The organism is Pseudomonadales bacterium (assembly GCA_041395945.1).
GTDB lineage: Bacteria > Pseudomonadota > Gammaproteobacteria > Pseudomonadales > Azotimanducaceae > SZUA-309.
The window spans coordinates 2,406,785-2,432,676 of the sequence record JAWKZN010000001.1; the positions used below are offsets into that span (position 1 = coordinate 2,406,785).

Genomic DNA, 25,892 nt, shown 5'->3' on the forward strand with positions numbered 1-25,892 from the left:
TGGCCACTACACTCGTACTCCGGAATATGCCACCCTGCCAGCCGTCTGGATAAACCCCAATGTGCGTCCACTCAAGCAGGCACTCACCTTTCATGTCAGCACTCATCGAACAACTGCTGGACCGGCGTCATGCACTGGCGTTGCTCACTCTGCTCCTCGGCGCCGCGGTGATCGCCGGTATCCAGCACACGAGTCTCGACAGCAGCAGCAGTGCCATCCTGATTGACGGTGATCCCTATAAGGCCGAAGTGGATGAGGTCAGGGAGAGCTTCCCGGCCACGAGCAGCGTGCTCTTCGTGTTCGAGGCCGAGCCGGATGTCTTCAGCTTCGAGGCACTGCGTGCCATGGAAGCACTGGACCAGCGGTTCACCGAGATCGACTCCGCAATCGCGGTGGGTTCTCTCATCAATCGACGCCTGAGCGATACCGATGCAGAACGTTACGATCGGGATTTCCTGATCCCCGAGCTGAACAGGCTCACCGATGCCGACCTTGCCGAGATTCGAGCAATTGCACTGGCTGACGAGGACCTGACCAGGAGTCTACTGTCCCCGTCCGGAGACATGGCGCTCGCCCAGTTGAAATACAGCCCGGGTACCGACGAGCAGGCGGTCAGACTGGAGATCGCCAGATCGATTCTGGCCTTCAGAGACAGCCTGCGGGAAGAATTTCCCGATGTGCAGATCTATACCCTGGGTGGTGTTCTCTTCGAGTGGGACGGCTATCAGGCGCAGATCAAGGACAGCCATCTGCTCATGCCGCTGGTGATCGGTGTCGCGATTGCACTGTTGTGGATGTGCCTGAAATCCCTGTCGTTCTCCTTCGGCCTGTTCCTGGTCGCATTTGCGACCGTCGGCCTCACTGTCGGCACTTACGGATGGCTGCGCATCCCTTTGAACCAGATTTCCAACCTGGGACCGCTCGTGGTCTTCGTCGTCGCCATCGCCCACGGCATTCACCTGGTGTCCATCTACGCTCAGGGTCTGCACCAGGGGCTCGAGAAACTTGCCGCCATGCGCGAGAGCCTTCTCATAAACCTGCAACCCGTCACCCTGGCGACAATCACCACCGCCATGGGTTTTCTGAGTCTCAACTACTGCACGTCACCCGGCATCTACGGCTTCGGCAATATCGTCGCCATCGGTGTGGTCTGGGCCTACATCCTCAGCATCACCCTGCTGCCGGCTGTCATTCTGCTCATGCCGGTTGCAAAAACCCCGAAACCGCTTGGTATCCGCATCTTCATCGAGCAGGTCACCGAACTGGTGGAAAAACGCGGTCCTCCGCTGTTCTGGGGATGCACCGTTCTGATCGTCGCGACGCTGCTGATGCTGCCGCTCAACAGGATGGACTTCGACCGGCTGAGCTTCGTGGACGAGGAGTCTGACCTGCATCATGTGATGACCGCTCTGGCGGAAAAGATCGGCAACGATCAGAGCCTCGTCTACGGCATCTTCAGCGATGCGTACTACGGCATCACCGAGCCGGATTTCCTCCGCCAGGTTGACGAACTCTCCCGCTGGCTGGAAACCCAGCCGGAAGCCAGCTTTGTCGCCAGCTACACGGACCTGCTGCGCTCGATGAACCTCTCGGAACATAACGACGATCCGACATTCGACAGGCTGCCCGAGGACAAGCTGCAGATCATCGACTACCTGGTGAGCTATCAGCTCATCCAGGAGATCGAGCCCAGTCTGGAACCGATTTTCAGCACCGACTTTTCTGCGATACGTCTGGTGGTAGGCACCTCGGATCTGTCGAACGCACAACTGGTGGCGTTCAACGACCGGATCGAACAATGGGTTGCCGCCAACGTGGATCCGAAGTATCGGGTACTGCACGGTGACAACAGCATTCTGGGCGCCCGCCTGAACCAGGCCATCACCCGGGAACTGATGGAAGGCTTCACGGTGAGTATCCTGCTGATTACGCTGACACTGATCATCGGGCTGAAGAGCCTGCGTTACGGTCTGCTCAGCGTCATACCGAACCTGTTCCCCGCCACCATCGTGTTCGGCTTCTGGGGCCTGTTGGTGGGAGAGATCGGTCCGTATGTGCTGATGCTCTTCTCAATCAGTATCGGCCTTGTTGTGGACGATTCGGTGCATATCCTGAGCAAGTACATCACCGGACTTCGACAGGGTCTTAGTCCGGAACGCGCCGTGCGCTATTCACTGGACAAAGCAGGGTCAGCCATCACCATCACGACACTCTCTCTCGCGGTCGGTACTTTCATCCTGGTTTTCTCCAACACCTTCTACTTCCAGAACGTCGCGCTGCTGCTCACACCCATCATTTTGGCAGCGCTGCTGCTCGATCTGCTGTTCCTGCCGCCGCTGCTGATCATGTTCGACCGTCGCTGGGGTACAGCCAGGCCGAAAGGATCCACGGAAGATGGATCCGCGGAAGATAGATCCACGATCAGCGTGTAGCGTCAGAGCAGATTGCATGTTGCCGTTCTTCAAGCGGAGCGTGTATAACAGATCTGCGCGACAAAGCGCCTGTCACTGAACCTTCTCCAATCGAGGTGCAAGCGCTTGTCTGAAGTCACCCAACCCCTGATCAGCGATGCCGTAAAGCGCTACACACTCGGCGTGCTCGTCGTCGTGTATACCTTCAATTTCATCGATCGGCAGATCCTGTCGATCCTCATCGAACCCATCAAAGCAGACCTCGGCATCTCGGATTTCGGCATGGGTCTGTTGTCTGGTACCGCATTCGCCGTCTTCTACGCCACTCTGGGGATGCCGCTTGCACTCATCGCCGACCGCTGGAATCGCCGCAACCTGATCGGTCTGTCTCTCGCCATCTGGAGCGGCATGACCGCACTGTCGGGGCTCGCCATGAACTTCTGGCAACTGGCGGCGGCCCGCATCGGTGTTGGGATCGGCGAAGCGGGCTGCAGTCCTTCGGCACACTCAATGCTGGCGGATCTTTATCCCGCAAAAGATCGCGCCACAGCACTGGGCGTCTACTCGCTGGGTATCCCGATCGGCATCATGTTCGGCCTCTTTGCAGGTGGTGCCATCGCCGACACCTTCGGCTGGCGCACGGCCTTTTTTATCGTCGGCATCCCCGGTCTGCTGCTGTCGGTCGTTGTCTTCCTCACGGTGAAAGAACCACCCCGGGGGCACGCGGATGGCCACTCAGTTCTCAGCGCAGTGCAGAAGAATCCCACGATCATCGAGGTATTCCGGCATCTGGCAGACCGGCGTTCTTTTCTGCACCTGGCGACGGGTGGCGGCCTGACGGCTTTCGTGGGCTATGGTCTCATCACCTGGGCGCCTACTTTCTTTGTCCGCAGCCACGATATGAGCCTCACCGAGGCAGGGTTCTGGCTGGGACTGGTGCTCGGCATTCCCGGTGGGCTGGGCATAGTTGCCGGGGGCTGGCTCTCCGACCGCTTCGGTGCAAGAGACACCCGCTGGTATCTCTGGGTCGTCGCACTGGCGCTGATCGTGGTGGTTCCTTTCGGTGCCGCGGCATTTCTTGTCGATGCCTGGTGGCTGTCGTTGATACTCCTCTGTATCCCGGTGATGCTCGGTAACTTCTATCAGGGCACAACCTTCGCCCAGACCCAGGGACTTGCCCCTGTACGCATGCGCGCCGTCGCAGCCGCCGTTCTGCTTTTCATCCTCAACTTCATCGGTTTCGTGTTCGGTCCCCCGGCGGTCGGCATACTTTCCGACCTGCTGGTTGCGACGTTCGAGCAGGACGCCCTGCGCTACAGTCTCTTCACCTGGGGCTTCGTGAATATCTGGGCGGCCTTCCACTACTGGCGCGCCGGTTTCCATCTGCCAGGTGATCTGGCACGCACCGCCAGTCACTAGCCGGAAGCGCCATGACTAAGGGGACTGTCCTGATCGTTGGTGCCAGCGGACTGGTCGGGACCGCGGCCGCCATATCATTCTGCGATGCGGGCTGGGAGGTCATCGCCCTCTCCCGCCGCTCCCCCGAACTCATCGGCCCGCGCAGGTACCAGCACATCAGCCTCGATCTCCAGGATGCCGAGTCGTGTGCGCAGATGGCGCCGCAACTGGCCGCGGTCACCCACGTTGTCTATACCGCCGTCTACGAACTGCCTGGTCTCATCCAGGGCTGGCAGGATCCCGGGCAGATCGTCACCAACGGGCGGATGCTCACCAATCTCCTCGATCCGCTGTGCGAGCACGCCCGGCTCGAACAGGTAACCATCCTCCAGGGCACCAAGGCCTATGGGCCGCTGGTCGCACCGATGCGGGTGCCTGCGCGCGAAGATCAGCCCCGGGTGGAGCACGACAATTTCTACTGGCTGCACGAGGACTATATCCGGGCGAAGTCTGAGACAGCCGGATTCGCCTTCACCATCCTGCGTCCACAGCTCGTCGTCGGACCCAACCACGGTGTGGTCATGAATCTGCCGCCGGTGATCGGTGTATTCGCCGCCCTGCTCAAGCAGGAAGGCCGGCCGTTGAGCTATCCGGGCGGACCGGACTGGGTCTGGGAGATGGTGGATGTCCGTCTCGTGGGCAACGCCTGTTTGTGGGCCGCCTGCGAACCTGCAGCGGCAGGTGAAACCTACAACCTGACCAACGGTGAAGTGTTCCTGTGGCGGGACATGTGGCCCGCGATCGCCCGGACACTGGGCATGGTAACGGGCCCCGACGAGCCACGCAGCATCGCGGCCTACATCCAGGCACGCGCAACACTCTGGAACGATATCGTACGCCAGCACAACCTCCAGCCCCTGACACTGGAGCAGATTCTCGGCGAATCCCACCACTACGCGGACATGGCGTTTTCCGTGGGAGCCACCCACGCGCCGGCGCCCGTGTTCGTGAGCACTGTGAAGATCAGGCAGGCAGGCTTCACCGAGACCTGCAATACGGAGGAGAGCTTCTGCCACTGGCTTGCCGACCTGCAGGCGCGGCGGGTCATCCCGGCGACGCCGTGACCCCGCGCGCCCGCACACCCGTGTCTGCGTGTCGATTCAGTCGAATTTGCCATCCGGTACTGGCGTCAGCGGGCAATCTCGCATAGATTTCCGCCGCGCGCTGCCCGTGGGAATCCAGGGGAAACACACCGGGCGGCGGATCCTGAGCAATTCTTAAGAGGCAATCGTGGGTCGAATCTTCGAAGTCCGTAAGGCAACCATGTTCGCGCGCTGGAACCGGATGGCGAAACAGTTCGCCAAGATCGGCAAGGACATCACCATAGCAGTCCGTGCCGGCGGCCCGGACCCCCAGAGCAATCCGGCGCTGCGGCGGGTGATCCAGAATGCGCGCGCGGTCAACATGCCCAAAGACAAGGTGGAAGCCGCCATCCGCCGCGCTTCCGGGGCAGACGCCAAGGACTACGAAATCGTCCTCTATGAAGGCTATGCGCCGCATGGCGCAGCCGTACTCGTGGAAACCGCAACCGACAATACCAACCGCACCGTGGCGAGCGTGCGTGCTGTGTTCAGTAAATACGGCGGCAATCTCGGCACCACCGGCTGCGTGGAGTTCCTGTTCCGGCACATGGGTGTGTTCCGACTCAATCCGGAGGGCATCGACCAGGACGAGCTCGAACTCGACCTGATCGACCACGGTCTCGAAGAAATGGGAGAGAGCACAGGCGAGCAGGGAGAACCGCAAATCGTCATACGTTGCGCTTTCGAGGAATTCGGCAATCTGCAGCGGGCGCTGGAGGAGCGCGGCATCGAGCCGATCTCCGCGGAACAGGAATACGTGTGCCTCACACCGACTGTGTTACCTGAGGAACAGGCGACCGAAGCACTGGAACTGATCGACAAGCTCGAACAGGACGAGGACGTCCAGCGGGTTTTTCACACCATCGCCTGACATCGCGCTGATACCCGCGCTCTGCGGGTTCACAAAACGTCCGCCCATCCAGGCACGAATCCTGCATTCACTATATAACCGCGGCATTCCGCCGCGCTGTGCATGCAACAGGATTTCAGACGCAATCTATGGAACTCATCTACATCCTCCTCATCCTGCTGACCCTGAGCCGGGTCGCCGCAGAAATTGCGGAACGACTGGGACAGGCGCCCCTGGTGGGAGAACTGATCGCCGGTGTCGGACTGGGCATACTCGCCCATCAGCAGGCGGACTCACTGCCAATACTCTCCGGGCTCAGTGAGAACGAGATTTTCACCGGTATCAGCGATCTCGCTATCTTTTTTCTGATGATGCTGGCCGGGATGGAGCTGAGACCCAAGGACATGGCTTCAGCTGGCGGCCGTGCCAGCAGCATTGCCATCGGCGGCATGCTGATCCCTGTGGCTGCCGGTGTTGGTCTCGCCTGGCTGTACATCCCCCAGTCCGAATACTGGTTCGCACAGTCGATCTTTCTCGCGGTAGCGCTGGCTATCACCGCAGTACCCGTCGCGGTACGGGTGCTCATGGACCTCGATCAGCTGGATACGGAAATGGGCCGCACGGTCGTCTCGGCTGCAGTAATCGACGATGCATTGAGCCTGGTACTGCTCGGGATTCTCACTGCAATCCTCGCGTCAGGCGCGCTACCAGACGTCGGAGAGATACTGACGATCATCGGCCAGACCATCGCTTTCTTCATCATCGCCGTAATTATCGGTCAGTATGTTTTTCCGCGGCTTGGCGGTCTGCTGCAGAGGTTACACATCGAAGAGTCCGGATTCAGCATGCTGCTCATTGCCGCCCTGGCTTACGCGATGCTCGCGGAAGCCCTGGGGGTGCATTTCATTCTGGGCGCTTTTCTAGCCGGCCTGTTCTTCGGCCGGCGACGCGTGCTGCAGGAGGATCATGGGGCAGTGGAAGATCAGGTGAAAGGCATCACCGCCGGTTTCTTTGCCCCCGTCTTTTTCGCAGGAATCGGCATGCATCTGTCCGGCGCCGCGTTGCTGGCAGTGCCGGGTTTTGTACTGGTGCTCATCACTGCCGCGATCCTGAGCAAGCTCATCGGAGCGGGTGTCGCCGCGCGGATGTGTGGCATGAACAGCCGGGATTCCCTGTCGGTCGGCGTCGCAATGAGTTCAAGAGGTGCGGTGGAGCTGGTGATCGCAGATATCGCTCTGCGCGCAGGACTGTTCGACGTCCCAGAACCTCCGCCGGTGATCGTTGAGTATCTTTTTTCAGCCGTGGTCATCATGGCGATTACAACAACAGTATTAGCGCCGCTGATCCTGCGCATACTGACACCCAGGTCCTGACAGCACTATCGGGGCAGGGGATGAGCGTCGCTCAGGTCGCAGTCTGGAGAAATGGCTCAGGTCGTCGCCCGAAGAGTTCGCTGATTCAGGATTCTGACTCAGCCTGGCAACGCCGTCTGGCCGCATCGACAAGCCCGGCAAACAGGTTCCGGTCAGCTCGCCTGAACACCAGAAACTCGGGATGCCATTGCGTACCGATCAGAAAATCGAAATCCTTGTGCTCCACGCCCTGCACGATCTGGTCCCTGTCCCTCGCGGAAACACTCAGACCCTCACCCAGTCTGTCTATTGCCTGCTGATGCAGACTGTTGACCCGGATGTCCGTGGCACCTATCAGAGCAGCCAATTGGCTGCTTTCGCAGATGCTGATCGCTTTCAGAGGCAACAGGGTTCTCCGGTGGGATGTGTGGTGTCGGTGGCTGCGCAGATCCTGATGCAGGTCGCCACCGAGCCGGACGTTGAGAAGCTGTGCCCCACGGCAGATACCCAGCATAGGTATTCCGTTCGAAAGTGCCTCGTCGATGAGGGCGGACTCGAATTCGTCCCGCTCCCGGTCATAGCGTGGAAGCACCTCAGATTCCCTGGCATACAGCACCGGTTCAACATCGTGCCCGCCGGTAACCACGACGCCATGGTAGGAGCCCGCAGGCAGATCCACCCGGCCAGGACCCACCTGTACAACTCGTGCACCACTCAGGCGCAGGGTGAGCGCAACCAGCAGACGCGGCGCGGCCGCGCCGCGGCGGGGACCCGACACTGCAATCAACGGCTTCACAAGCGGGTCAGGTCGCGACTCGGATCGATCGTAAAGCGATTGTCTGAGAACAGCTTCTCACCAGTGTCCAGATGGCTGCTGAAGCGCTGACAAAGGCTGTCCAGCCGCGTGGGGTCGGCGGCAAGATGTTCGACCTGCAGCCAGCGGGCCCAGTCACCGCCCAGATCCCACCCCTCGCGGTCGATTTCGCAGTTCGGCAGACGGTAGTGGAGCGTGGGCCGGGACTTGATACGGGGATCGTCCACGCGGGCTGCCACACGGGGTGCATCGAGGTGGCTGAACAGCGGCAGCATGTCGAGTATGCGATTGCGGGTCGGGTTGGCATCAAGGTAGTCATCGATCAGCTGATCGATATCGGGTCGATACCCGGTGCTCACCACAGTGCGTACGTACTCTGCAGGAAACGGGTCGATATAGGGGGTGAGCCTGCGGGTCAGATCCAGGTCTGAGTGCTCAACCAGCCAGTCGTAGAGACAGAAAAACGCCTTCAGATACCGGGTGATGGTGTCGGAATCTAGCCCGGGCAGTTCCGGATTGAGGTGCATGCCGAAGGCATAGGCCCAGCTCTCCCCGGTTCCGAGCGCCCCCGCCTTCCGCAGAGCGCCAATGAGTGCGTTGACCTCCTGCAGTCGATCCATGGGAATGGGCGGGCTGACCACCTCGAGCGGCACAAGCGGCAGGCTCGTGCGCGCGAGCAGGTCTTCGGCGATCTCATCGAGTAGCTCAAGCCCCAATGTCGGCTCATCATCACCCTGGACCTTGCGCCCGAAAGCCTTGAGCAGTTCGAAGTCTACTTCCACAACCCACTCACCAGAGTCACCGGCTGCGATTATCTTCTCGTAGTCGGTATCGTGTTGGATGCTGGCGCCGAAATACTCAGCAACGACATCTGCCGCCGTGTCGATATCGAGGCCGGCGAACTCGAGCTCGACACCCATCCGTCTCGGGGCTCCGGATTCGGTAAGCGGCTCCGGCGGGAGCGGCAGAGATTCCGTGCCACTGGACCTGCGCGGCGTCTTCAAACGGTTTCCAGCGCTTGCGCGAGCTGTCGGTTTGCGTGCTCCCAGTTCAGCAGATGCATCAGAGTGTGCTCCAGATATTCGGCCCGGTCGTTCTGATAGTCCAGGTAGTAGGCGTGCTCCCAGACGTCGATCGTCAGCAGTGGCACTCGATTGCTCCCTAACGGACAGGCGGCGCCACTGGTGCTGCTCACAGCGAGCCGGCTGGTTTCCTGATCAAAATACAGCCAGGCCCATCCGGAACCGAACTCATCCAGCGCGGCTTTTTTGAACTGCTCTTCGAGCGAGGCCCGGGATCTGAAACACTCTTTGATCAGGTCGGACAACACAGAATCCGGCCCGGATTTTTCCGGACTCAGAGACTGCCAGTAGAAGTCGTGGTTCCAGACTTGAGCGGCAACATTGTAAACCGACTGCTCTGGATCGCTGGTGATGATCTCTTCGAGGGTCTTGCCTGCGAGCGCTGAATCGTCCACAGCATTGTTCAGCTTACTGACGTAACCGGCATGGTGTTTGTCGTAGTGATAAGACAGCGTACGTTCACTGATATGCGGTTCAAGCGCGCTTTTCTTGAAAGGTAAGGGTTTGAGTTTGAACGACATGGTGCTCCTTTGCGTTGGCCTTTTGAGTTATCTGCTTTTTGAGTTAACTGCTTTTTCCCGGCTGAGTAGCACCAGGAGGATGCAATGATGGATTGTTCGCGGGCTTATAGCAGCTTCTGCAATCAGAACCGGGAAGATGCCTGACTGACAGAGCTGGAAAGTGCTTTCCAGGCGCTCTCGGCACCCGCCTTCAGATCTTCCCACGCCGTATCACTGGCAGCTTTGAGATCCTTCACTTTTGTCTCGACTTCGATTTTCTTTTTCTCAAGCGCTTCGATTTCATGATTCAACTTCAACCGCGCATCCGCCTTGGCTTCCCTGGCTTTCGCCTTCAGCTTGTCGATTTCGAGCCTTGACTGCTCGATGCGGGATTCCATTTTACTTACGAGTGCTTCTTTGGTGTTGTCCTGCATTTTGGTACCTCAAGTTGTGACGTTACCCAGAAAGCATTCAAGAACCAGACCAGGGCTCTGAAAGCCGCATTCCTCCGGGGATGTTTGGGGGACGCGCTGGTGAGCGGCACCCGTCTGCTGGTAAGAAGTGCGTCTTCGGGTGTAAATAAGTGAAAGATCTACAACATGCCACGGGCGCCTCGCTTACGGCGGTACGAATCCCGTTGTGGCACACGCAGTGGCACGAATGATGCACTATCAGACCTGATCGACAAAGGAAACAGCTATGGACAACGTATACAAGACAATCGAAATAACCGGCTCATCCCGATCCTCCATCGAAGATGCCGTGCAGCAGGCAATAAAACGCACAGGAGAAAGTCTGCACAGTCTGCGATGGTTTGAAGTCGCCGACATCCGTGGACATCTGGAGAAGGGTGAAATTGATCACTGGCAGGTCACTGTGAAAATCGGCTTCACTCTGGATGAGAAAGAGACGAAGTGAACGAAGTGATGGAAAGCAGGGAGTGAGAGGCAGGACATGAGATACATGCAACTGGCGTCGAGGCCGGGAGAAAAAACGCCAGATCCACCTGAGACACCTGAGCGCCCGCCGGTTCCACCGGATCGACGGCCACAACCTCCGGTAAAACTGCCGCCCGACGAGCCGGGCCGACCTGGCGACGCGCCAATCGGGGATCCACCTGTGAAACCACCTGTACGAGTGGCGAACTCATGATCTTTGTCTTCGAAGTTCACATCCGCGATGGGTACACGGCGGAGCAATACGCTGATGCCTGGATACGCGCCAGTCAGATCATCCAGCAGGCACCTGGCGCTCGAGGCACTCGGCTGCACCGCAAGCTGGATGACTCCCGGGTACTGCTGGCCATAGCCACATGGGAATCAAAATCCTCACGCGATGCCATGGAGGCAAATGCCCAGAGGCGGGTCAGACAGATCATCAGCGAACAGGCCGAATTCTGCGATATCCGGGTCATTGGTGAGTTCTCCGACGCGGAATGGCGGGTGGATCCAACAGACAGGCGTTGATTGAGTTCGGATTCCGAATCCACCCGCACTCCTATTCCAGGTATGTGCGTTTCGTCCTGCACATCCCCCGACTGTCCCTGCCCCGCCCGCCCTCGAGGGCGTCTCGCCAGCGAGAGCGGCTTCGGATGTGCTTCTGACAATCAGATTGCAACCTTTACACCGACTTCCCTGATCTCCACATTCGTTGCGTACGCGCACACACACGAATCTGCCGTGCATACGCCTGGCACACAACCTGCTTCAGTATCTGTAAGGGAAATATCCATCAACCCAGCAACATCAACTCAGCAAACAGAACACTAGGAGCAGACTCAATGAAACCACTCGAAAGACTTCTCGTTGTCATGAACCCGGGCGCCCTGGCGGACGGGGACCAGCACGGAGAGGCGCTCGTCCGCGCCAGGGAGATTGCTGACCGCGCCGGTTGTGAAATTCAACTCTTCAGCACGTGCTACGACGCTTCTCTTACCCCTTCCATGTTTATCGCGCCTGAGCTGATCGACAACGAACGTCAGAAGAAGGTCGATGAGCGATACGACGCACTATGCGATGTCGCAAAAAGTCTGAGAGCCCGCGGATATGCTGTGAGTTGCGAAGTCAACTGGAGTTATCCCCCGGCAGAGGCGATCGCGGCAAAGGCATTGGCTGATGGATCCGACCTCGTGATCAAACAGCCCGATGACCACAGTTACGTTGCCGGCATATTCAGCAACACCGACTGGGATCTCATTCGTACCTGCCCCACTCCCTGTCTGTTCACCCGAAAAACAGACGTTGAGGGTGGCACACACAGTGTGCTCGCCTGTATCGACCCAACCCGGGATATCGGAGACGATCAGCAGACGGGTACCCTCGACTACGCGGTCTATGAAGCCGCGCAGCAGGTCGCCGGTATCTTCTCCTCTCCGATCGACGTGGTGAACGCCTTCGAAATTCCGGCATCACTGCGGCAGCAGTTCGTATCCTACGCACCTACCCTGCCATCCCTGACCGGCGCTGCCATCCCGGCAGATGTGGCGTTCCTGCACGAAGACCATGCAGCCCGCCATGGCAGCGCGCTGCAGTCCTTCGCCGATCACTTCGACTATCCACTGGAAGACATCATTATCCGCCAGGGTAATCCGGCCCAGGTCATCTGCCAGGTCGCGAAAGAGCACGGTGCGGGCATGATCGTCATGGGCGCACTCGAGCGTGGTCGCCTGGAAAGAGCGCTATTGAGTGTCAATGCAGAACCGGTCCTTGCCGACGCACCCTGCGATGTGCTTTTCGTCAAACCCGCCGATCACTCAGTCTCTCTCGACGATCTGAAGGTGCCTCTGATCCGGCGCAGGACGCCCGGGGCAGCGGGCAGGATGCTCGATCCTGTCGATGTCGATCTGGAGCAGGCCATGAAAGATCCGGCAGCCGTGTTCAAAGATCCTATGTTCGTAAATCGAAGGCCGGATATCTCACCGGAAGATAAACGGCGGATTCTCGAATCCTGGGAACTGGATCGGACCGGACTGCAGGAAAGCGCCTATGAAGGCGAGCTGGTTTCGGATACCGAAGATCGCGTCAAAGTCGCGACACTCAGATCTGTGAAAAAGGCGGAGAGGCTGCTGGTCGGATCTGCGCTCTGATCCAGATCGTAACTCAATCTGACGCTGAACAGACTACTCAGTCCCTGACTCAATCAAATCCTTACACGATTAATACCTTACCCAATCAGTAAAAGGACCTGGACAATGAATACAACAGCTACCGTGGACAAGACCCGACTCATCGAACTGCTTAACGAAGATCTGTCACTGGAGTACCGTTCGGTACTTCAGTACGTGCATCAGCTCGCAACGATTAAAGGCGCGAAGTATCAGCAGACACTGAACGAGCTTGGCGACCATCTGAACCAGGAGCTGGAGCATGCGCTCATACTGTCGAAACAGATCGACTTCCTTGGTGGAGAGCCAACCACGGAGGTTGCGCCGGTGCATCGGAGCAAAGATGCGCAACGCGCACTGGAAGATGATCTTGCCCTGGAATCCACGCAGCTCAGGCGTTATCGCAAGCGTGTGGACCAGGCAGCCGAGCTCGGCCTGCCCGATGTTGCCGAGGCGCTTGCACCTGTACTGCACCAGACCCAGGATCATATGCGGGATCTGCAGAAAGCGCTGGGACGATAAGAGTCCGAAGATCTACTCGGAAGGCCGCTCGATATCGGCGCCAGAAGATGTTTCATCCTCAGAGTACTGGTTCAACCGGTTATAGAGAGTTTTCAGCGATATTCCCAGGGATCGCGCCGCCGCACGTTTGTCCGAATCGTGCGCCTCGAGCGCCGCGTAAATCAGTTTACGTTCCGCATCCTCGACAGAGTCGGTTGCGGCGACCCGGATGAAATCTTCTTCCTGGCCATCGCTCAGATCGAGATCCTTCATGTGATCGAGTTCGATCTGATCGTTGGCGAGGATATAGGCCCTTTCAATGACGCTGCGCAGTTCTCTTACGTTGCCCGGCCACTGATAGGCCCTGATCTGCTCGATGGCTGAATCCCCGAAACTGACTGCTGTTTCGTATTCGCCATTGAGTTCATTGAGAAAAAACTGCGCCAGGCCAATGACGTCTGACCCGCGCTGGTTGAGCGGCGGCATATACAGAGGAAAACGGGCTACCCGATAATAGAGATCTTCCCGAAGCAGACCCTGATCAATCGCCTCTTCGGGAACGCGATTGGTTGAAGCAATGATGCGTACATCGCTGGAAGTGTCATTTTCCGCGCCGACCCTGCGGAACTCACCGAGTTCCAGCACTCTGAGCAGTTTTGCCTGCAACTCGATGGGCATTTCGGTGATTTCATCCAGAAACAGCGTACCGCCATGTGCACGTTCGAAAAAACCTCGATGTTGACGCACTGCACCACTGAAACTGCCTTTCTCATGACCGAACAGTTCGCTTTCGAACAGGTCCTTCGGAATCGCTGCACAGTTCATCGCCACGAAATCCTGATCTGCACGCCCACTCATCATGTGCAGAGAGCGGGCGACCAGTTCCTTGCCGGTTCCACTTTCACCTACCAGAAGCACACTGGCATCCGACGGGGCGACCTTGCGCATGGTTCGGTAGAGCCGGCGCATCGGCTTCGAGCTGCCTCGGAGCAGACCGAACTGATCCAGAGCCACATCGACGGTCTCCGGCTCTGCCGCAGGACGTTCTTCCGCGGCCAGGTCTTTAAGCAAGGTATCCACGAACCCTTCATCGAATGGCTTTATGAAAAAATAGGTTGCCCCCAGCGCGATGCCCCTGTTAACCAGCGCGGGCTGATCGATCGCATTCATCAGAATCAGCTCTGATGCTTCCTGCAGGCAGGTTTCCCCAAGCAGGTCGAGGCCGCTCGCGCCTCCGCACTCCAGAGTAATGAAGGCAATTGCGTATACCCCGCCATCATCCGCATTGCGCAGATCCTTTGGATGTTTGAAACGCGCGACACGGAATCCATGTCGCTCCAGGATCGCAGCGAGATCTGCAGCGTGTCTGTCATCGTCGTCTACAATGAGTGCGGAAGGTTTCATGCCGATTGGAGATCCTTGCTGGCAGCCACTGATGCGGCCGAAATAGCTTTATCTCCCAGGTGTCGCTTCAACACAAGCGAACGGATTTAACCAGCCTGGCGGAAACAAAACGGCGATGTCGGAGACATCGCCGCTTTAATCGTGTGGAATTACGAATCAGTTCAGATCGAACCGATCGAGATTCATCACCTTGGTCCAGGCTGCGACGAAATCTTTCACGAACTGTGCTTCGCCGTCTGCAGACGCGTAGGCTTCCGCCACAGCACGCAACTCTGAGTTTGATCCAAACACGAGGTCTACGGTCGTCGCAGTCCATTTCACTTCGTTAGTCACCCGGTCTCTTCCTTCATAGATCCCTTCAGCCTGAGGCGATTTCGCCCAGACCGTGGACATGTCGAGAAGGTTCACGAAGAAATCATTACTCAACGTGCCGGGTTTTTCAGTGAGCACACCGTGACGCGCCTGGCCGGCATTCGCGTTCAGGACACGCATACCACCGATCAGCACCGTCATCTCCGGCACCGTCAGGGTCAACAGATCCGCCTTTTCCACCATCATCTCTGCCGGCGGGGCGTAGCTGTCGGCGCTGAAATAGTTCCGGAACGCATCTGCCGTCGGCTCCAGAACCGCAAACGAACCTGCATCCGTCATCTCCTGGGTTGCATCGGTGCGACCCGGTGCGAAAGGCACTTTGACTTTGTGTCCGGCTTCCCTGGCTGCCTGTTCGATTGCGGCAACGCCACCCAGTACGATCACATCAGCCAGCGACACCCTTTCGCCCCGTGCAGCGGAGCTGTTGAAGCGATTCTGAATATCGGTCAGCGTCTTCAGTACCCGGGGCAGCTCCTGAGGATCATTGACGGCCCAGCTGGCCTGGGGTGACAGGCGGATGCGCGCACCGTTTGCACCACCACGCATATCGGATCCCCGATAGGTGGATGCGGACGCCCAGGCGGTCTTCACCAGTTCAGGCAGCGTCAATCCTGATTTCAGGATTTCTTTTTTGAGGGTGTCTGCACCTTTGTCACTGATCAGCTTGTGATCAACCGCAGGCACCGGATCCTGCCAGACGAAAACGTCCGCTGGTACATCGCTGCCCAGGTAGCGGCTGCGGGGGCCCAGGTCGCGATGGGTCAGTTTGAACCAGGCCTTTGCAAATGCCATGTCGAATGCTTTCGGATTCTTCAGGAAGCGCTCGGAGATCATTCGAAAACCCGGATCCAGCTTCAACGCCATGTCTGTGGTGAACATGATGGGTGCATGCCGCTTCGTCGGATCGTGCGCATCCGGCACCAGAGTCGATGCTGTTTCGTCCGTCGGAATCCACTGGGTAGCGCCCGCCGGGCTCTTCACCTGTTTCCATTCGAATCTGAACAGGTTGTCGAGGTAGAGAATGGACCAGGCGGTGGGGGTGGAAGTCCAGGCCCCTTCGAGTCCACTGGTCATCGCATCCGCACCCTTGCCGGTGCCGCACTTGTTTTTCCAGCCGAAGCCCTGCTCCTCCACAGCTGCTGCAGCCGGTGCAGGACCCACACAGTCCGCGGGTCGCGCGCCGTGTGCCTTGCCCAGCGTGTGGCCACCGGCAACCAGCGCGACGATCTCTTCGTCATTCATGGCCATGCGACCAAAGGATTCGCGCATGTCCGCTGCTGCAGAGAGCGGGTCGCTGTTACCGTTCGGACCCTCAGGATTCACATAGATCAGGCCCATCTGCACAGCAGCCAGGGGTTTTTCCAGATTGCCCGCTTCATCGTAGCGTTTGTCGTTGGCCAGCATCTCCGTTTCGGGTCCCCAGTAAACGAGGTCCGCTTCCCAGTCATCGACCCGGCCACCCGCGAAGCCGAGGGTTTCAAAACCCATGGATTCCAGGGACACATTACCCGCCAGAATCATGAGATCGGCCCAGGAGATACTGCGGCCGTATTTCTGCTTGACCGGCCAGAGCAGACGACGTGCTTTGTCGAGGCTGACATTGTCCGGCCAGCTGTTGAGCGGTTCGAAACGCTGCTGACCGCCATCGGCGCCGCCACGGCCATCATGCACCCGGTAGGTGCCCGCACTGTGCCATGCCATCCGGATCATCAGTCCGCCGTAATGACCCCAGTCTGCGGGCCACCAGTCCTGGGAATTCGTCAGTGTCGTCTCAATGTCGTTCTTCAACGCTTGCAGATCGATGCTGTTGAACGCTGCGGTGTAGTCGAAATCTTCACCGTACGGATTGGACCTGGCATCGTGAGCCCGAAGAGGCTCCAGGTTGAGAGTCTGTGGCCACCAGAACTGACTGGTCCTGGCCATGACATCAGCGGCTGATGCACCCGGAGGCACCAGTGCCGCGATGCTTACCGCAACCGCGGCGAGTGTGGATAGGGATAGCTTTCGCATTGCAATTACTCTCCTGAGCTTCCTTGATAACAGGTAAGGCCGGAGCATAAGCCGCGAATTTCGATCGGTAAATTTGGTTAATTAGAAGTTTACGTTCGATTTTACAGAATTAAGACTTTAAGTTGACAATGCTTGCCGGCACAGCTCCATCAAGGCGTCGATACTGGATGTGCGGGTATAGTTGGGCCGTACCGCAAAGGCGATCCGCCGATGGGGGCCTTTTTCTTTCAGGTGCACCGCCGCCAGTTCACCGTGCTGGGAAATCAGCTGATCCAGCGCCATATGGGGGATCAGGGTGGTACCCAGCTTACCGAGCACCATCTGGATCAGGGTAGTCAGACTGGTCGCACCCAGAGAGGTATTGACGAATTTCTCGGACAGGGTGCAGGCCTCCAGGATGTGCTCCTTCAGGCAGTGTCCCTCCTTCAGCAGCATCAGGTCACGATGGTCCAGCTCATTGCTGGCGATCTCGTCCCGTTGTGTGTTTGCGGCGCCGCGCAGCGCCACCCAGTAGAAGTCCTCCTGCCAGAACTCCATGGTCAGCAGACCATCACAGGGATAAGGCAGCGCCAGAATCGCCGCATCCAGCTCACCACGATTGACCCGGTCGACAAGTTCCTGGGACTGGTCTTCGATGATGTTCAACCGGGCCTGCGGATACCGTTCCTGCAGCATTGGCAGGACTTTGGGCAGAAGGAAGGGACAGATCGTCGGAATCACCCCGACGGTCATCGGAAAGCTCAATGGCTCTCTCTGACTGTCCGCCAGATGCTGCAACTCCTGCACCTGCAGCAGTATGTTGCGCGCCTTTTCGAGCACCTGGGCGCCAACGGGTGTGACCAGAACCTTTTTATTATCCCGCTCGAAGATCTGCAGTCCCAGTTGCTTTTCAAGTTCTGTGAGCGCGGTGCTCAGCGCCGACTGGCTGATATTGCTCAGCTCCGCCGCTTTCTTGAAATGGAGCGTCTGCTCTACTGCGAGCGCATAGGTGAGTTGCTTGATAGATATCATGTCTGCCCGTATTTTCGCCAGCGGCTGGCCTGACGTTATCAGCGGACGATGATGACACACCGTTCCCAGTCCCGGTGACGGACCTCGATCGAAGCTGTAGAGCTTTATCGGACCACAGGTGTGAACGTCGACCGCCCGTGCGCAGCAGGTCAATAGGCACTGCCTATTGGAATAATAGAATCATTTGATTTTTGTTATATGTCCGCCCGCGCTAGTCTGGACCTCGAATCGTTCCAAGGAGGCCTGCAATGACAACTATGAACATTGGCATCAACCCTGAAAATCGCGCGGAAATCGCTCAGGGTCTCAAACACCTGCTGGCAGACAGCTACACACTGTATCTGCAGACGCACAATTTTCACTGGAATGTGACAGGCCCCCGGTTCCGGGAGTTGCACCTGCTGTTTGAAGAGCACTACACCGAACTGGCGGTAGCCGTCGACGATATTGCCGAGCGAATTCGTACCCTTGGTGTCGAAGCTCCTGGCACCTACAGGCAATTCGCGCAGCTGAGCAGTATCGAGGAGGTCGATGGCGTGCCTTCTGCACGAGAGATGACTGAGATTCTTACGGCTTCTCACGAGCAGGTTGTGCGCACCTGTCGCGCGGTGCTGAAAAAGACCCAGGCAGCTGACGACGAGTCTTCTGCGGCATTGATTTCAGATCGCATGCGCATTCACGAAAAGACTGCCTGGATGCTGCGTGCCATGCTGCAGGAACCGATCTGCGCATGATGGCCATGGCGACGCTGACGGTGGTCGGTAGCGCTTCGCACTGACCTGCTATCTGGCCTGGGACGCGGGCCTTGACGAAGCGCGTCTTCTGGCCGGATCGATCGCGCTGTTCGATCGTGTTGTCAGGCCTGAAAGCCTCTCATTCGATCCGATCGCGCATTCGCCTGACCCAGAACCCGAATGCCGGCATGCTGATCGCCAGCGACCAATAGACGAAACCGGCAGCCGCGCTGAGTTCATCCGGCAGCAGCAGCGCGGCACTCATGGACACCAGGCCGGTTGCCGCGACGACGCTCCAGACCAGTACATCGCTGCGTGTATGGAAGATCTCCAGCCTGTTCAGACCGAGCGGTTCGCGCCTTGTGTAGGCAATCAGGTACAGAATCGCCAGCAGTGCGGCGAGGGCGCTGAAACCGGCACCGAAAACCACGAAAAGGACTCCGATTTCCTCGACGACGAGATCGAAAGGGGGAGACAACAGGCCACCGCTGGCATTCGCGAAGAAGGCTCCGAAGATGACTCGCAATGGGTAGATGTAGACCAGCACCGCCGCTACCAGCGTGAGACTGACAACCATACTGAGCCCGTCTTCCAGTCCATAGCGCCGGCTCCAGCTGTGGTGACCCCACCAGAACAGCATGAGCTGCAGAAAGCAGCCGACGAAAGCAGGAATCTGCTTCAGGGCCTCCATGAATTCCTCATAGGAGCCGGGCACGTCATCCACTGAAATCACGAGCAGAGTCACCGCGAAGGCGAAGGCAGCATCGGTAAAGGTTTCCAGCCGCGTCATCTCCAGTCCACGCAGCCGGAAGTCGCCTTTTACTGGCAGCTCGGCCAGCTGTTCTGCCGTCCAGTGGTGCAGGGTGTCAGGGACTGCCATGCGCCTGCTCGACGGAGCCAAGGACTATTCCAGATCCAACGGTCGGTAGTAATCCCTGCCCTGCGACACATACTCACCCCGCAGTTTCCTGAAGGTGTCACCGGCCGATCCTTCTTCAGACAAGGTGAGATTCTGTCGGAAGAAATTGATACTGTCCGGATTCAGTTCCTGAGCCATATTCCAGTAACGTTCCGCCTGCTCTTTGCGACCGTGGCTTCGGAACAGGTTGGCCAGCCGAAATGCTGCATCGGCCTTCTGTTGATCACGGCTCAGCCGGCGAATGCTGCCGGTCACCTTCGAAGGTGGCTGCACGAATTCACTCGCAGCGCCCCTGGCCGCCCAGTCCTTCACAGCGGGAGCGTAGATGTCTGTGCCGAAGCTGACCTTCTGAGCGCCATCACCAAGCTCATAGCTCTTCGCATAGGTCCCTTCATCAATTCGAACGATTCTACCGTCCTCGTCTATCCAGGCTGCTGAGGGTACGTTCACAAAGCTGAAGGCGCTGCTGATGACATGGTTTTCGTCGACCACCTGTACATAGGTCGGGTTCGCCGCATCAAATATGGGACCAGCGACGGCTTCTCCGCCGGTGTCTTCCGCCACGCAGATGATGACAAAATCCGGATCGTTGATTTCCTCGTAGATACGCTGCCACACGGGCACGTCAAACTGGCATCCTCACCACGAGGACCAGGTCACGATCAGGGCTTTCTTACCCTTATAGTCGGCCATCCGGACGACCTTTCCTTCACGATCCACCACCTCGAAGTCCGGTGCCATCGCATCGACCATCATGCTTTCACGCTTCGCAGGAATCTCTGCAAAACTCCAGACCCGGCTTTCCACGTCAGCCACATAGGGCTGCTCAAGAAGATCGGCGAAGGCGGTCAGATTGAACCATCGCTTACCGTCCAGCTCGGTGAGCAGGCGATCGTTCATCGGAATGCACATGTCCTGATAACAGGCTCCTTCCGGCTTCAGCTCGAATCCATTTACCCGTTTGAGATCTTCCGGTCTGATCAGCAATTCATCTCCAGCGACTGCTTCATCAAGCTGGATCGTGTTGCCCTGATACAACACAGTCACCTGCCTCTCGGAGTGGATGGGTGTTTCGGCGAACGGGTGCCGAAGCTCCGGATAAGCCATAAAGTTTTTAGCCATGGTGTACGCCTCTGGCGACTGCAGTTGGCTACATCCTAGTGGAATTCGGTTATGCGGAGAAGCAGACGCTCTGGAAGTGCGGGCGATGAACACCCCGCGCCACCAGTGGTGTGGACATCAGCCAGCGTGGCAGTTGTCAGGCGTGCAGTTTCACCGGCAAGTGGGTATAGCCGCGCACAAAGTTGGAGATGGCCCGGATCGGAGCGCCCACCACCTCGATCCGGCTGTACCGGTCGAGCATTTCTTCCCAGAGTATATTGAGCTGCAGTTCCGCGACCCTGTTGCCCATGCAGCGATGCACTCCGTAACCGAAAGAAAGGTGTTGCCTGGCGTTTTTTCTTTCGACGTCCAGACGCTCGGCATTTTCGAAGACTGCCTCATCCCGATTGCCTGAGGCGTACCACATCAGCACCCGCTCACCTTTTGGAATCAGTTTGCCGCCAATCTCAACGTCTTCTGTCGTGGTGCGGCGCATGAAGGCCAGCGGGGTCTGCCAGCGAATGATTTCAGCCACGGCGTTCGAGATCTTCGACCGATCTGACTTGATCTTCTGGAACTCCTCCGGCCAGTAGTTCATCGCCAGCACGCCACCGGAGATCGAGTTCCGGGTCGTGTCGTTGCCACCGATGATGAGCAGCAGCAGCGTGCCGAGGAACTGCTGGGGAGACATGTCCCGGGTACTGTCGCTGTGGGCGAGCATGGTGAGGAGGTCGTGGCCACCCGGGTTGGTGACCCGCTCATTTCTCAGCCTCGTCATGGTTTCGAGGCACTCGTCGAGTTCCCGCTGCCGTTCTTCCAGCGTGTCCCAGAGTCCGGCTTTCCGCGGCGATGTCGCGATGTCCGACCAGCGGGTGAGTTTGTATCGCTCCTCGAAAGGGAAATCGAACAGGGTTGCGAGCATCTGGGTGGTCAGCTCAATTGAAACATGTTCAACCCAGTTGAACGTCTCGCCCACTGGCAGGTCGTCCAGGATGCCTCTTACCCGCTCCCGGATGGTCGGCGCCAGTGCAGCCAGGTTGCGCGGTCCGGCGACGGGGGCTACGGCCTTCCGATGCTCGGCGTGTTTCGGATCATCCATCGAGATGAAGCTGGATGTGTCATTGGCCTGCCCCGGCTCGAACTGCTCGGGTGTGAAAAACCCGATGGAGGGTTCCGATGAAAATCGGACAGGATCCGTATCCACTGCCTTCACCAGGTCATAGTTGGTGACCGACCAGTAGGGCCCGACAATGCTTTTCTCATGATAGTAGACCGGGGATTCCTGCCGCAGGCGCTCGTAATAGGGCCATATGGTGTCGAAACGCATCAGGTCCCAGTGGGCAAGGTCGATATCTTCCAGCGGCAGATTCGCCGCATGGGACCGGGCATTCTCCAGGCGCTGCTGATGTTCGAGCTCGTATTGCTGCCAGTTCAATTTCGCGACCCCTCTCAGGTTTTAGCGGATCATATCGCGACAGTCAGGCAGGGGTCACCTCCCTGCAGCCTGCAGAAATATCCTGACTTCCTCGTTGAATCGTTCCGGTTCTTCAAAGGGTATGTTGTGCGCAGTGGTCTCGAACCAGATCAGTTTTCTGGCAGGCGCATCCAGTGTTTCCAGAAAACCAGCGGCCAGTCGCGAGTCGACCTGGCGATCATAGCGCCCCAAAGCAAACAACACCGGAGTTTCAGCGGATGAAATTGTGGTCGGACGATTCGATCCTGCAACTATCCTGCTCCAAGGGCAAAAAATGCCTGTTAAGATGACCACCCTCGTCTTTCCGGATCCCCACGTTGGCATCGAATAGAGTATCGCTACGCCGCTCCGTGAATTCGTTTCGCACCAGTTCTGACCTGCGCGCGTCGCTGATCTGCTGCTTTGACCTGGTGTTGCTCTCCGGCAGCTTTACGGTTGTCGTGCTGAGCGCAAGCGTCGCCGTCAAAGTCCTGGCGGCAGTGATTATGGGCCTGGCCATTGCCCGGCTGTTCATAATCGGACATGACGCCTGTCATCAGGCATTTTTCAGCAACCGCAAGTTTAACCGCTGGATCGGCAGAGCAGTGTTTCTGCCGTCTTTAACAGCATTCAGCCTCTGGGAGGCTGGTCACAATGTCAGTCACCATGTCTACACCAATCTGAAAACCCGCGATTTTGTCTGGACGCCGCTGAGCATGGCGGAATATCTGGCGATGCCGTCGTGGCGCAGAGCGCTGGAGCGGTTCTATCGCTCCGGGTGGGGCTTCTGGGCCTATTACGGCATTGAGATCTGGTGGCGGAAAATGATGTTTCCAAACGAGGCTGAAATGCCGCTGCGACGGCCTGTGTTTTTTCGCGATTGTCTTCTGGTGAGCATCTTTGCGCTGAGCTGGATTATCGGCTTATGGCTGCTGGCTGCGGCGACCGCCCAGCCACCGTGGCTGCTGGTCTGCTGTGGTTTTCTTCTGCCGCTGTTTGTCTGGCAGCTGCTGATGGGAGCCGTCATCTACTTTCAGCACACCCATCCCGGCATAGCGTGGTACGACAACACTGCGGAGTGGGAGGCGAGCAGAGAAGGTCTCTCTAGCACGATGTTGATCACCTTCCCTTATGGTCTGGGGCGAATCCTGAACAACATCATGGAACATCCGGTTCATCATCTCGATGTGCGGATACCGCTCTATGAAGTCAGTGCAGCGCAGAAAACCCTTAACAGCCAACCGAACGGTGCTCCCAGTCAGGCGTTTACCTGGGCGCTTCTCAGTAACTGCATTCGTCGCTGTAAACTGTATGACTACAGTGTGCACCGGTGGACAGATTTTAACGGGGTTTTTACCAGTGAATCTGCAGGCGTCCCGTCTTCTCCAGCCACCTCTGACAGAAGTAGCGTTTAACCCGCCCTCGCCTGAGTCGGTGGGTGCCATTGCCGCGGATGTGACTTCCCCCGACCGGCCCAGGTTCCATGAGCCGGAACCGGGGAGATATTTGTACCAGCTTCCGCCTGTCCTTTCCCACAGCCTTCAGTGCCTGGGATTTCTGCTGTTGAGCGCGTTTCTGCTGCTGTTCAGCGCCTGTCAACCCCAGGGCCAGGCATCGGGCAACCAGGATCTGTCCCGTGCCGATATCGACACGCTGAGCAGCCTGGCGTCCGTCTGGCACGGCGGAGAGGCCGTCGCGCTGATTCGGCACACCGAGCGCTGCGACCGCTCCCCAAGTACCTGTGTGGAAGGCGACAGCGGCATTACCGAAGCCGGACAGGCCGCAGCCCGGGATCTGGGCGCAGGGTTCCGTACCCTGTCTCTCGACGCAGCGATCGTCTACAGCAGTCCCGAAAGGCGCGCCACCCAGACCGCTGAGGCAGCATTCGGGACCGGTGTCGAAGTCCGGGACTGGCTGCGCGAGTGCAGATCCGGAATCAGGCCGAATCTGTTCGAAAACAAGGTACCAGGAGTGAATCTGATTCTATTGACCCACAGCAGCTGCATGGAGCAATTCGACAGTCCGGCGGGCGAGCTCCAGCAGGATCTCGACTACATGGATCCGGACACCTACGGTGCGGTGATATTTCTGCGACTCGACACCGCCAGGAGGAAGGTCAGTGTGCTCGGCTATCTGAAGGCGGCGGATTGGGCACCGTTTCTGGCGCGGCTGGCGATGCTTCCTGAGGTCTCAGTGTCGGACGGTCGCGCGGCCGAACCCGGGCGCCTTGCTCGTGCCTCTGTGGTTCGGCGGGCTGCCCGAAGCCGCTGAGTGAGCGATCCTTCACCCAGACAGTTTCCTGTGCCTGGCCATCACCGGCCCAGGCTGTAGCGAAAGCCGGCGGTGACTGAGGTGATGTAGCGTCTTTCTGAGTTGAAATCTATGCCATCCAGCCGCTGCATGTCCGTGGTGCCGGTAATGAGCTGACGGTAGGCGGCGGAGAAACTCAAGCGATCGCTGATCGCGACGTCCACCCCGAGCATCGCCTGGGCCGCGATGGCCCCGCCGTCATCGTCGATCAACCGAGCTCTCTGCTCCACCGGGTCACAGACGAAATTCCGGCAGAACCCGGCGGTCCTGATGTCGTAGGAAGACCAGGCCCAGCCACCGCCGAGACCGATGAAGGGCCGTATGGCCGAACCCGGCGCGAACTGGTGGATGAGATTGAGCATCAGGCTGTAGCTTTCGACGCTGCCGGATGCGGAGTCCTCACCTGTGTCCTTGTCAAACTCCATGACCTCCACGTCGTTTTCCCAGTAGCTGACTTCCAGCTCGACGCGCCAGCGCGGATGCAGGTGATAGCCGGCGCCGACCGTGACCGTCGTGCCCAGATCGAAAGCGTCGATCACCAGTGTCTGATCCTCGATATCCTCATCCTGAGCGAAGCCGCCACCCAGATTGCCGGTCAGGTACCATCCCCGCTCGATCGGCTGGCGGGGTGCAGGTGCGTCGAAAACACCCGCGTTCGCGCCGTGATAGCGCAGGTGCAGCCAGGCGGATTGGATCGTGTGGTCCGTATCGAAGTCGGCGCCGGAGGCATCCTCGAGATTGACGTCGGTCATGTGCCAGTAACGGAAGTCGGCGGCGAGTTCCAGCCGGCGGGTCAGAGGAACTGTCAATCCGGCCATGATCTGCCACGCGAATCCGCTGCCCCCGTCGTTGACGATGTCCCGGCGCGGGCGCTGTAAAAACAGACCGTTGATCTCCGGCTCGGAGTAGTGAATATCCAGCTTACCCCTGCCGGCTCCCACGCCGACGTAAGGCCGCCACGCGCGTCCTGCCTGGAAGTCGCGGACCAGATTCAGCATCAGACTCGACGTGTCGACCGCGTCCCGCTCGTCCGTGTCGATCTCGATGCCAGCGGAGGATGAGTAGAGCAGTTCCGGAGAGCGGTCGAATTCCGCGTAGTCCAGCTCCACCCGCCAGGCATCGCCCAGGCGACGGCCAAGTGCAAAGGACAGCTGATTGGTGCCCCGGTCGAGATCCATGGTGGCGTCGCCCACCGCCAGGTTATCCACGTAGCTCCAGCCCACGCCCAATCCGGCATACCAGCGGTCGAGAACATCCGCCTGAGCCGAATCCACCCACCCGCACCAGCAGAAGACGAAACCGAGGAATCCGAAGCGGACGGACCAGCGACGCACGGCTGCAATCGATGACTCGAAATACTGCGGCCGCTGCCAAGTCGTGTGGGCAAAGGAGATATGGGATTTCAGGGCTTCGCGCATGCTGTTG

At 58.5% G+C, this 25,892-nt stretch carries 24 protein-coding genes; 12 read left to right on the forward strand and 12 right to left on the reverse strand.

Annotation, left to right across the window (positions count from 1 at the left end; translation table 11 throughout):
* Window positions 1–92: 92 nt before the first annotated feature.
* The 5 genes from R3E82_11135 (at window position 93) to R3E82_11155 (ending at window position 7,174) form a co-directional block, all read left to right on the forward strand.
* Window positions 93–2,432: an MMPL family transporter gene (locus tag R3E82_11135; GenBank protein ID MEZ5551435.1), complete on the forward strand. Its 2,340-nt coding sequence runs from the start codon at window positions 93–95 to the stop codon at window positions 2,430–2,432.
* Between the two features lie 105 nt (window positions 2,433–2,537).
* Entirely contained in the window at window positions 2,538–3,830 is a 1,293-nt protein-coding gene (locus R3E82_11140; GenBank protein MEZ5551436.1) for an MFS transporter, read from the forward strand.
* An 11-nt stretch (window positions 3,831–3,841) separates the two neighbouring features.
* Window positions 3,842–4,933 (forward strand): NAD-dependent epimerase/dehydratase family protein, encoded by a 1,092-nt coding sequence (locus tag R3E82_11145; GenBank protein ID MEZ5551437.1) that lies wholly within the window; start codon window positions 3,842–3,844, stop codon window positions 4,931–4,933.
* 166 nt (window positions 4,934–5,099) lie between these two features.
* The gene (locus R3E82_11150) at window positions 5,100–5,822 is read left to right on the forward strand and encodes a YebC/PmpR family DNA-binding transcriptional regulator (protein ID MEZ5551438.1); all 723 of its coding nucleotides are present in this window, start codon (window positions 5,100–5,102) and stop codon (window positions 5,820–5,822) included.
* A 128-nt stretch (window positions 5,823–5,950) separates the two neighbouring features.
* Window positions 5,951–7,174 (forward strand): cation:proton antiporter, encoded by a 1,224-nt coding sequence (locus R3E82_11155; GenBank protein MEZ5551439.1) that lies wholly within the window; start codon window positions 5,951–5,953, stop codon window positions 7,172–7,174.
* Window positions 7,175–7,259: 85 nt separating this feature from the next.
* Here the strand turns inward: R3E82_11155 and R3E82_11160 are convergent, their stop codons facing one another.
* The 4 genes from R3E82_11160 to R3E82_11175 all read right to left on the reverse strand — a co-directional run bounded on the left by R3E82_11160 (window position 7,260) and on the right by R3E82_11175 (window position 9,983).
* Entirely contained in the window at window positions 7,260–7,931 is a 672-nt protein-coding gene (locus R3E82_11160) for a gamma-glutamyl-gamma-aminobutyrate hydrolase family protein (protein MEZ5551440.1), read from the reverse strand.
* A gap of 14 nt (window positions 7,932–7,945) precedes the next feature.
* On the reverse strand, window positions 7,946–8,887 hold the full coding sequence (locus tag R3E82_11165) for an amidoligase family protein (protein ID MEZ5551441.1): 942 nt from the start codon (window positions 8,885–8,887) through the stop codon (window positions 7,946–7,948).
* 80 nt (window positions 8,888–8,967) lie between these two features.
* The gene (locus tag R3E82_11170) at window positions 8,968–9,570 is read right to left on the reverse strand and encodes a superoxide dismutase (GenBank protein ID MEZ5551442.1); all 603 of its coding nucleotides are present in this window, start codon (window positions 9,568–9,570) and stop codon (window positions 8,968–8,970) included.
* Between the two features lie 122 nt (window positions 9,571–9,692).
* On the reverse strand, window positions 9,693–9,983 hold the full coding sequence (locus R3E82_11175; protein MEZ5551443.1) for a hypothetical protein: 291 nt from the start codon (window positions 9,981–9,983) through the stop codon (window positions 9,693–9,695).
* 265 nt (window positions 9,984–10,248) lie between these two features.
* Between R3E82_11175 and R3E82_11180 the strand changes: the two genes are divergently transcribed.
* The 4 genes from R3E82_11180 (at window position 10,249) to R3E82_11195 (ending at window position 13,174) form a co-directional block, all read left to right on the forward strand.
* Window positions 10,249–10,467: a dodecin family protein gene (locus R3E82_11180; protein ID MEZ5551444.1), complete on the forward strand. Its 219-nt coding sequence runs from the start codon at window positions 10,249–10,251 to the stop codon at window positions 10,465–10,467.
* Between the two features lie 230 nt (window positions 10,468–10,697).
* On the forward strand, window positions 10,698–11,015 hold the full coding sequence (locus tag R3E82_11185) for an antibiotic biosynthesis monooxygenase (protein MEZ5551445.1): 318 nt from the start codon (window positions 10,698–10,700) through the stop codon (window positions 11,013–11,015).
* Window positions 11,016–11,329: 314 nt separating this feature from the next.
* Entirely contained in the window at window positions 11,330–12,634 is a 1,305-nt protein-coding gene (locus R3E82_11190) for a universal stress protein (protein MEZ5551446.1), read from the forward strand.
* Window positions 12,635–12,739: 105 nt separating this feature from the next.
* Window positions 12,740–13,174 (forward strand): ferritin-like domain-containing protein, encoded by a 435-nt coding sequence (locus R3E82_11195; GenBank protein MEZ5551447.1) that lies wholly within the window; start codon window positions 12,740–12,742, stop codon window positions 13,172–13,174.
* A 12-nt stretch (window positions 13,175–13,186) separates the two neighbouring features.
* Here the strand turns inward: R3E82_11195 and R3E82_11200 are convergent, their stop codons facing one another.
* From R3E82_11200 to R3E82_11210, 3 genes are all read right to left on the reverse strand, one after another.
* Window positions 13,187–14,557, reverse strand: a complete 1,371-nt coding sequence (locus tag R3E82_11200; protein MEZ5551448.1) for a sigma-54 dependent transcriptional regulator — start codon at window positions 14,555–14,557, stop codon at window positions 13,187–13,189.
* A gap of 156 nt (window positions 14,558–14,713) precedes the next feature.
* A complete protein-coding gene (gene katG, locus R3E82_11205) occupies window positions 14,714–16,852 on the reverse strand; it encodes a catalase/peroxidase HPI (GenBank protein ID MEZ5551449.1) in 2,139 nt (712 codons plus the stop codon).
* Between the two features lie 204 nt (window positions 16,853–17,056).
* Entirely contained in the window at window positions 17,057–17,950 is an 894-nt protein-coding gene (locus R3E82_11210) for a LysR substrate-binding domain-containing protein (protein ID MEZ5551450.1), read from the reverse strand.
* A gap of 248 nt (window positions 17,951–18,198) precedes the next feature.
* Here R3E82_11210 and R3E82_11215 point away from each other — a divergent pair, with 248 nt between their 5' ends.
* A complete protein-coding gene (locus R3E82_11215; protein MEZ5551451.1) occupies window positions 18,199–18,684 on the forward strand; it encodes a Dps family protein in 486 nt (161 codons plus the stop codon).
* A 139-nt stretch (window positions 18,685–18,823) separates the two neighbouring features.
* Here R3E82_11215 and R3E82_11220 read toward each other — a convergent pair whose 3' ends face one another.
* The 4 genes from R3E82_11220 to R3E82_11235 form a co-directional block, all read right to left on the reverse strand.
* Entirely contained in the window at window positions 18,824–19,564 is a 741-nt protein-coding gene (locus R3E82_11220) for a TMEM175 family protein (GenBank protein ID MEZ5551452.1), read from the reverse strand.
* Between the two features lie 24 nt (window positions 19,565–19,588).
* Complete coding sequence (locus tag R3E82_11225; protein ID MEZ5551453.1) at window positions 19,589–20,725, reverse strand: redoxin family protein; 1,137 nt, start codon at window positions 20,723–20,725, stop codon at window positions 19,589–19,591.
* A 136-nt stretch (window positions 20,726–20,861) separates the two neighbouring features.
* Window positions 20,862–22,139, reverse strand: a complete 1,278-nt coding sequence (locus tag R3E82_11230) for a cytochrome P450 (GenBank protein MEZ5551454.1) — start codon at window positions 22,137–22,139, stop codon at window positions 20,862–20,864.
* Between the two features lie 54 nt (window positions 22,140–22,193).
* Window positions 22,194–22,382, reverse strand: a complete 189-nt coding sequence (locus R3E82_11235; protein ID MEZ5551455.1) for a hypothetical protein — start codon at window positions 22,380–22,382, stop codon at window positions 22,194–22,196.
* A gap of 113 nt (window positions 22,383–22,495) precedes the next feature.
* Here R3E82_11235 and R3E82_11240 point away from each other — a divergent pair, with 113 nt between their 5' ends.
* Both R3E82_11240 and R3E82_11245 read left to right on the forward strand, forming a co-directional pair.
* Entirely contained in the window at window positions 22,496–23,572 is a 1,077-nt protein-coding gene (locus R3E82_11240; protein ID MEZ5551456.1) for a fatty acid desaturase, read from the forward strand.
* Between the two features lie 148 nt (window positions 23,573–23,720).
* On the forward strand, window positions 23,721–24,428 hold the full coding sequence (locus R3E82_11245) for a histidine phosphatase family protein (protein MEZ5551457.1): 708 nt from the start codon (window positions 23,721–23,723) through the stop codon (window positions 24,426–24,428).
* A 41-nt stretch (window positions 24,429–24,469) separates the two neighbouring features.
* Here the strand turns inward: R3E82_11245 and R3E82_11250 are convergent, their stop codons facing one another.
* Window positions 24,470–25,885 (reverse strand): porin family protein, encoded by a 1,416-nt coding sequence (locus R3E82_11250; GenBank protein ID MEZ5551458.1) that lies wholly within the window; start codon window positions 25,883–25,885, stop codon window positions 24,470–24,472.
* Between the last annotated feature and the right edge of the window lie 7 nt (window positions 25,886–25,892).

What these genes read in the sequence shown, in the direction of transcription:
- R3E82_11135 (MEZ5551435.1), top strand. Translation starts at nt 93, where the DNA reads ATGTCAGCACTCATCGAACAACTGCTGGACCGGCGTCATGCACTGGCG.
- R3E82_11145 (MEZ5551437.1), top strand. Translation starts at nt 3,842, where the DNA reads ATGACTAAGGGGACTGTCCTGATCGTTGGTGCCAGCGGACTGGTCGGG.
- R3E82_11155 (MEZ5551439.1), top strand. Translation starts at nt 5,951, where the DNA reads ATGGAACTCATCTACATCCTCCTCATCCTGCTGACCCTGAGCCGGGTC.
- R3E82_11165 (MEZ5551441.1), bottom strand. Translation starts at nt 8,887, where the DNA reads ATGGGTGTCGAGCTCGAGTTCGCCGGCCTCGATATCGACACGGCGGCA.
- R3E82_11170 (MEZ5551442.1), bottom strand. Translation starts at nt 9,570, where the DNA reads ATGTCGTTCAAACTCAAACCCTTACCTTTCAAGAAAAGCGCGCTTGAA.
- R3E82_11175 (MEZ5551443.1), bottom strand. Translation starts at nt 9,983, where the DNA reads ATGCAGGACAACACCAAAGAAGCACTCGTAAGTAAAATGGAATCCCGC.
- R3E82_11180 (MEZ5551444.1), top strand. Translation starts at nt 10,249, where the DNA reads ATGGACAACGTATACAAGACAATCGAAATAACCGGCTCATCCCGATCC.
- R3E82_11185 (MEZ5551445.1), top strand. Translation starts at nt 10,698, where the DNA reads ATGATCTTTGTCTTCGAAGTTCACATCCGCGATGGGTACACGGCGGAG.
- R3E82_11190 (MEZ5551446.1), top strand. Translation starts at nt 11,330, where the DNA reads ATGAAACCACTCGAAAGACTTCTCGTTGTCATGAACCCGGGCGCCCTG.
- R3E82_11195 (MEZ5551447.1), top strand. Translation starts at nt 12,740, where the DNA reads ATGAATACAACAGCTACCGTGGACAAGACCCGACTCATCGAACTGCTT.
- R3E82_11200 (MEZ5551448.1), bottom strand. Translation starts at nt 14,557, where the DNA reads ATGAAACCTTCCGCACTCATTGTAGACGACGATGACAGACACGCTGCA.
- katG (MEZ5551449.1), bottom strand. Translation starts at nt 16,852, where the DNA reads ATGGCCAGGACCAGTCAGTTCTGGTGGCCACAGACTCTCAACCTGGAG.
- R3E82_11210 (MEZ5551450.1), bottom strand. Translation starts at nt 17,950, where the DNA reads ATGATATCTATCAAGCAACTCACCTATGCGCTCGCAGTAGAGCAGACG.
- R3E82_11215 (MEZ5551451.1), top strand. Translation starts at nt 18,199, where the DNA reads ATGACAACTATGAACATTGGCATCAACCCTGAAAATCGCGCGGAAATC.
- R3E82_11220 (MEZ5551452.1), bottom strand. Translation starts at nt 19,564, where the DNA reads ATGGCAGTCCCTGACACCCTGCACCACTGGACGGCAGAACAGCTGGCC.
- R3E82_11250 (MEZ5551458.1), bottom strand. Translation starts at nt 25,885, where the DNA reads ATGCGCGAAGCCCTGAAATCCCATATCTCCTTTGCCCACACGACTTGG.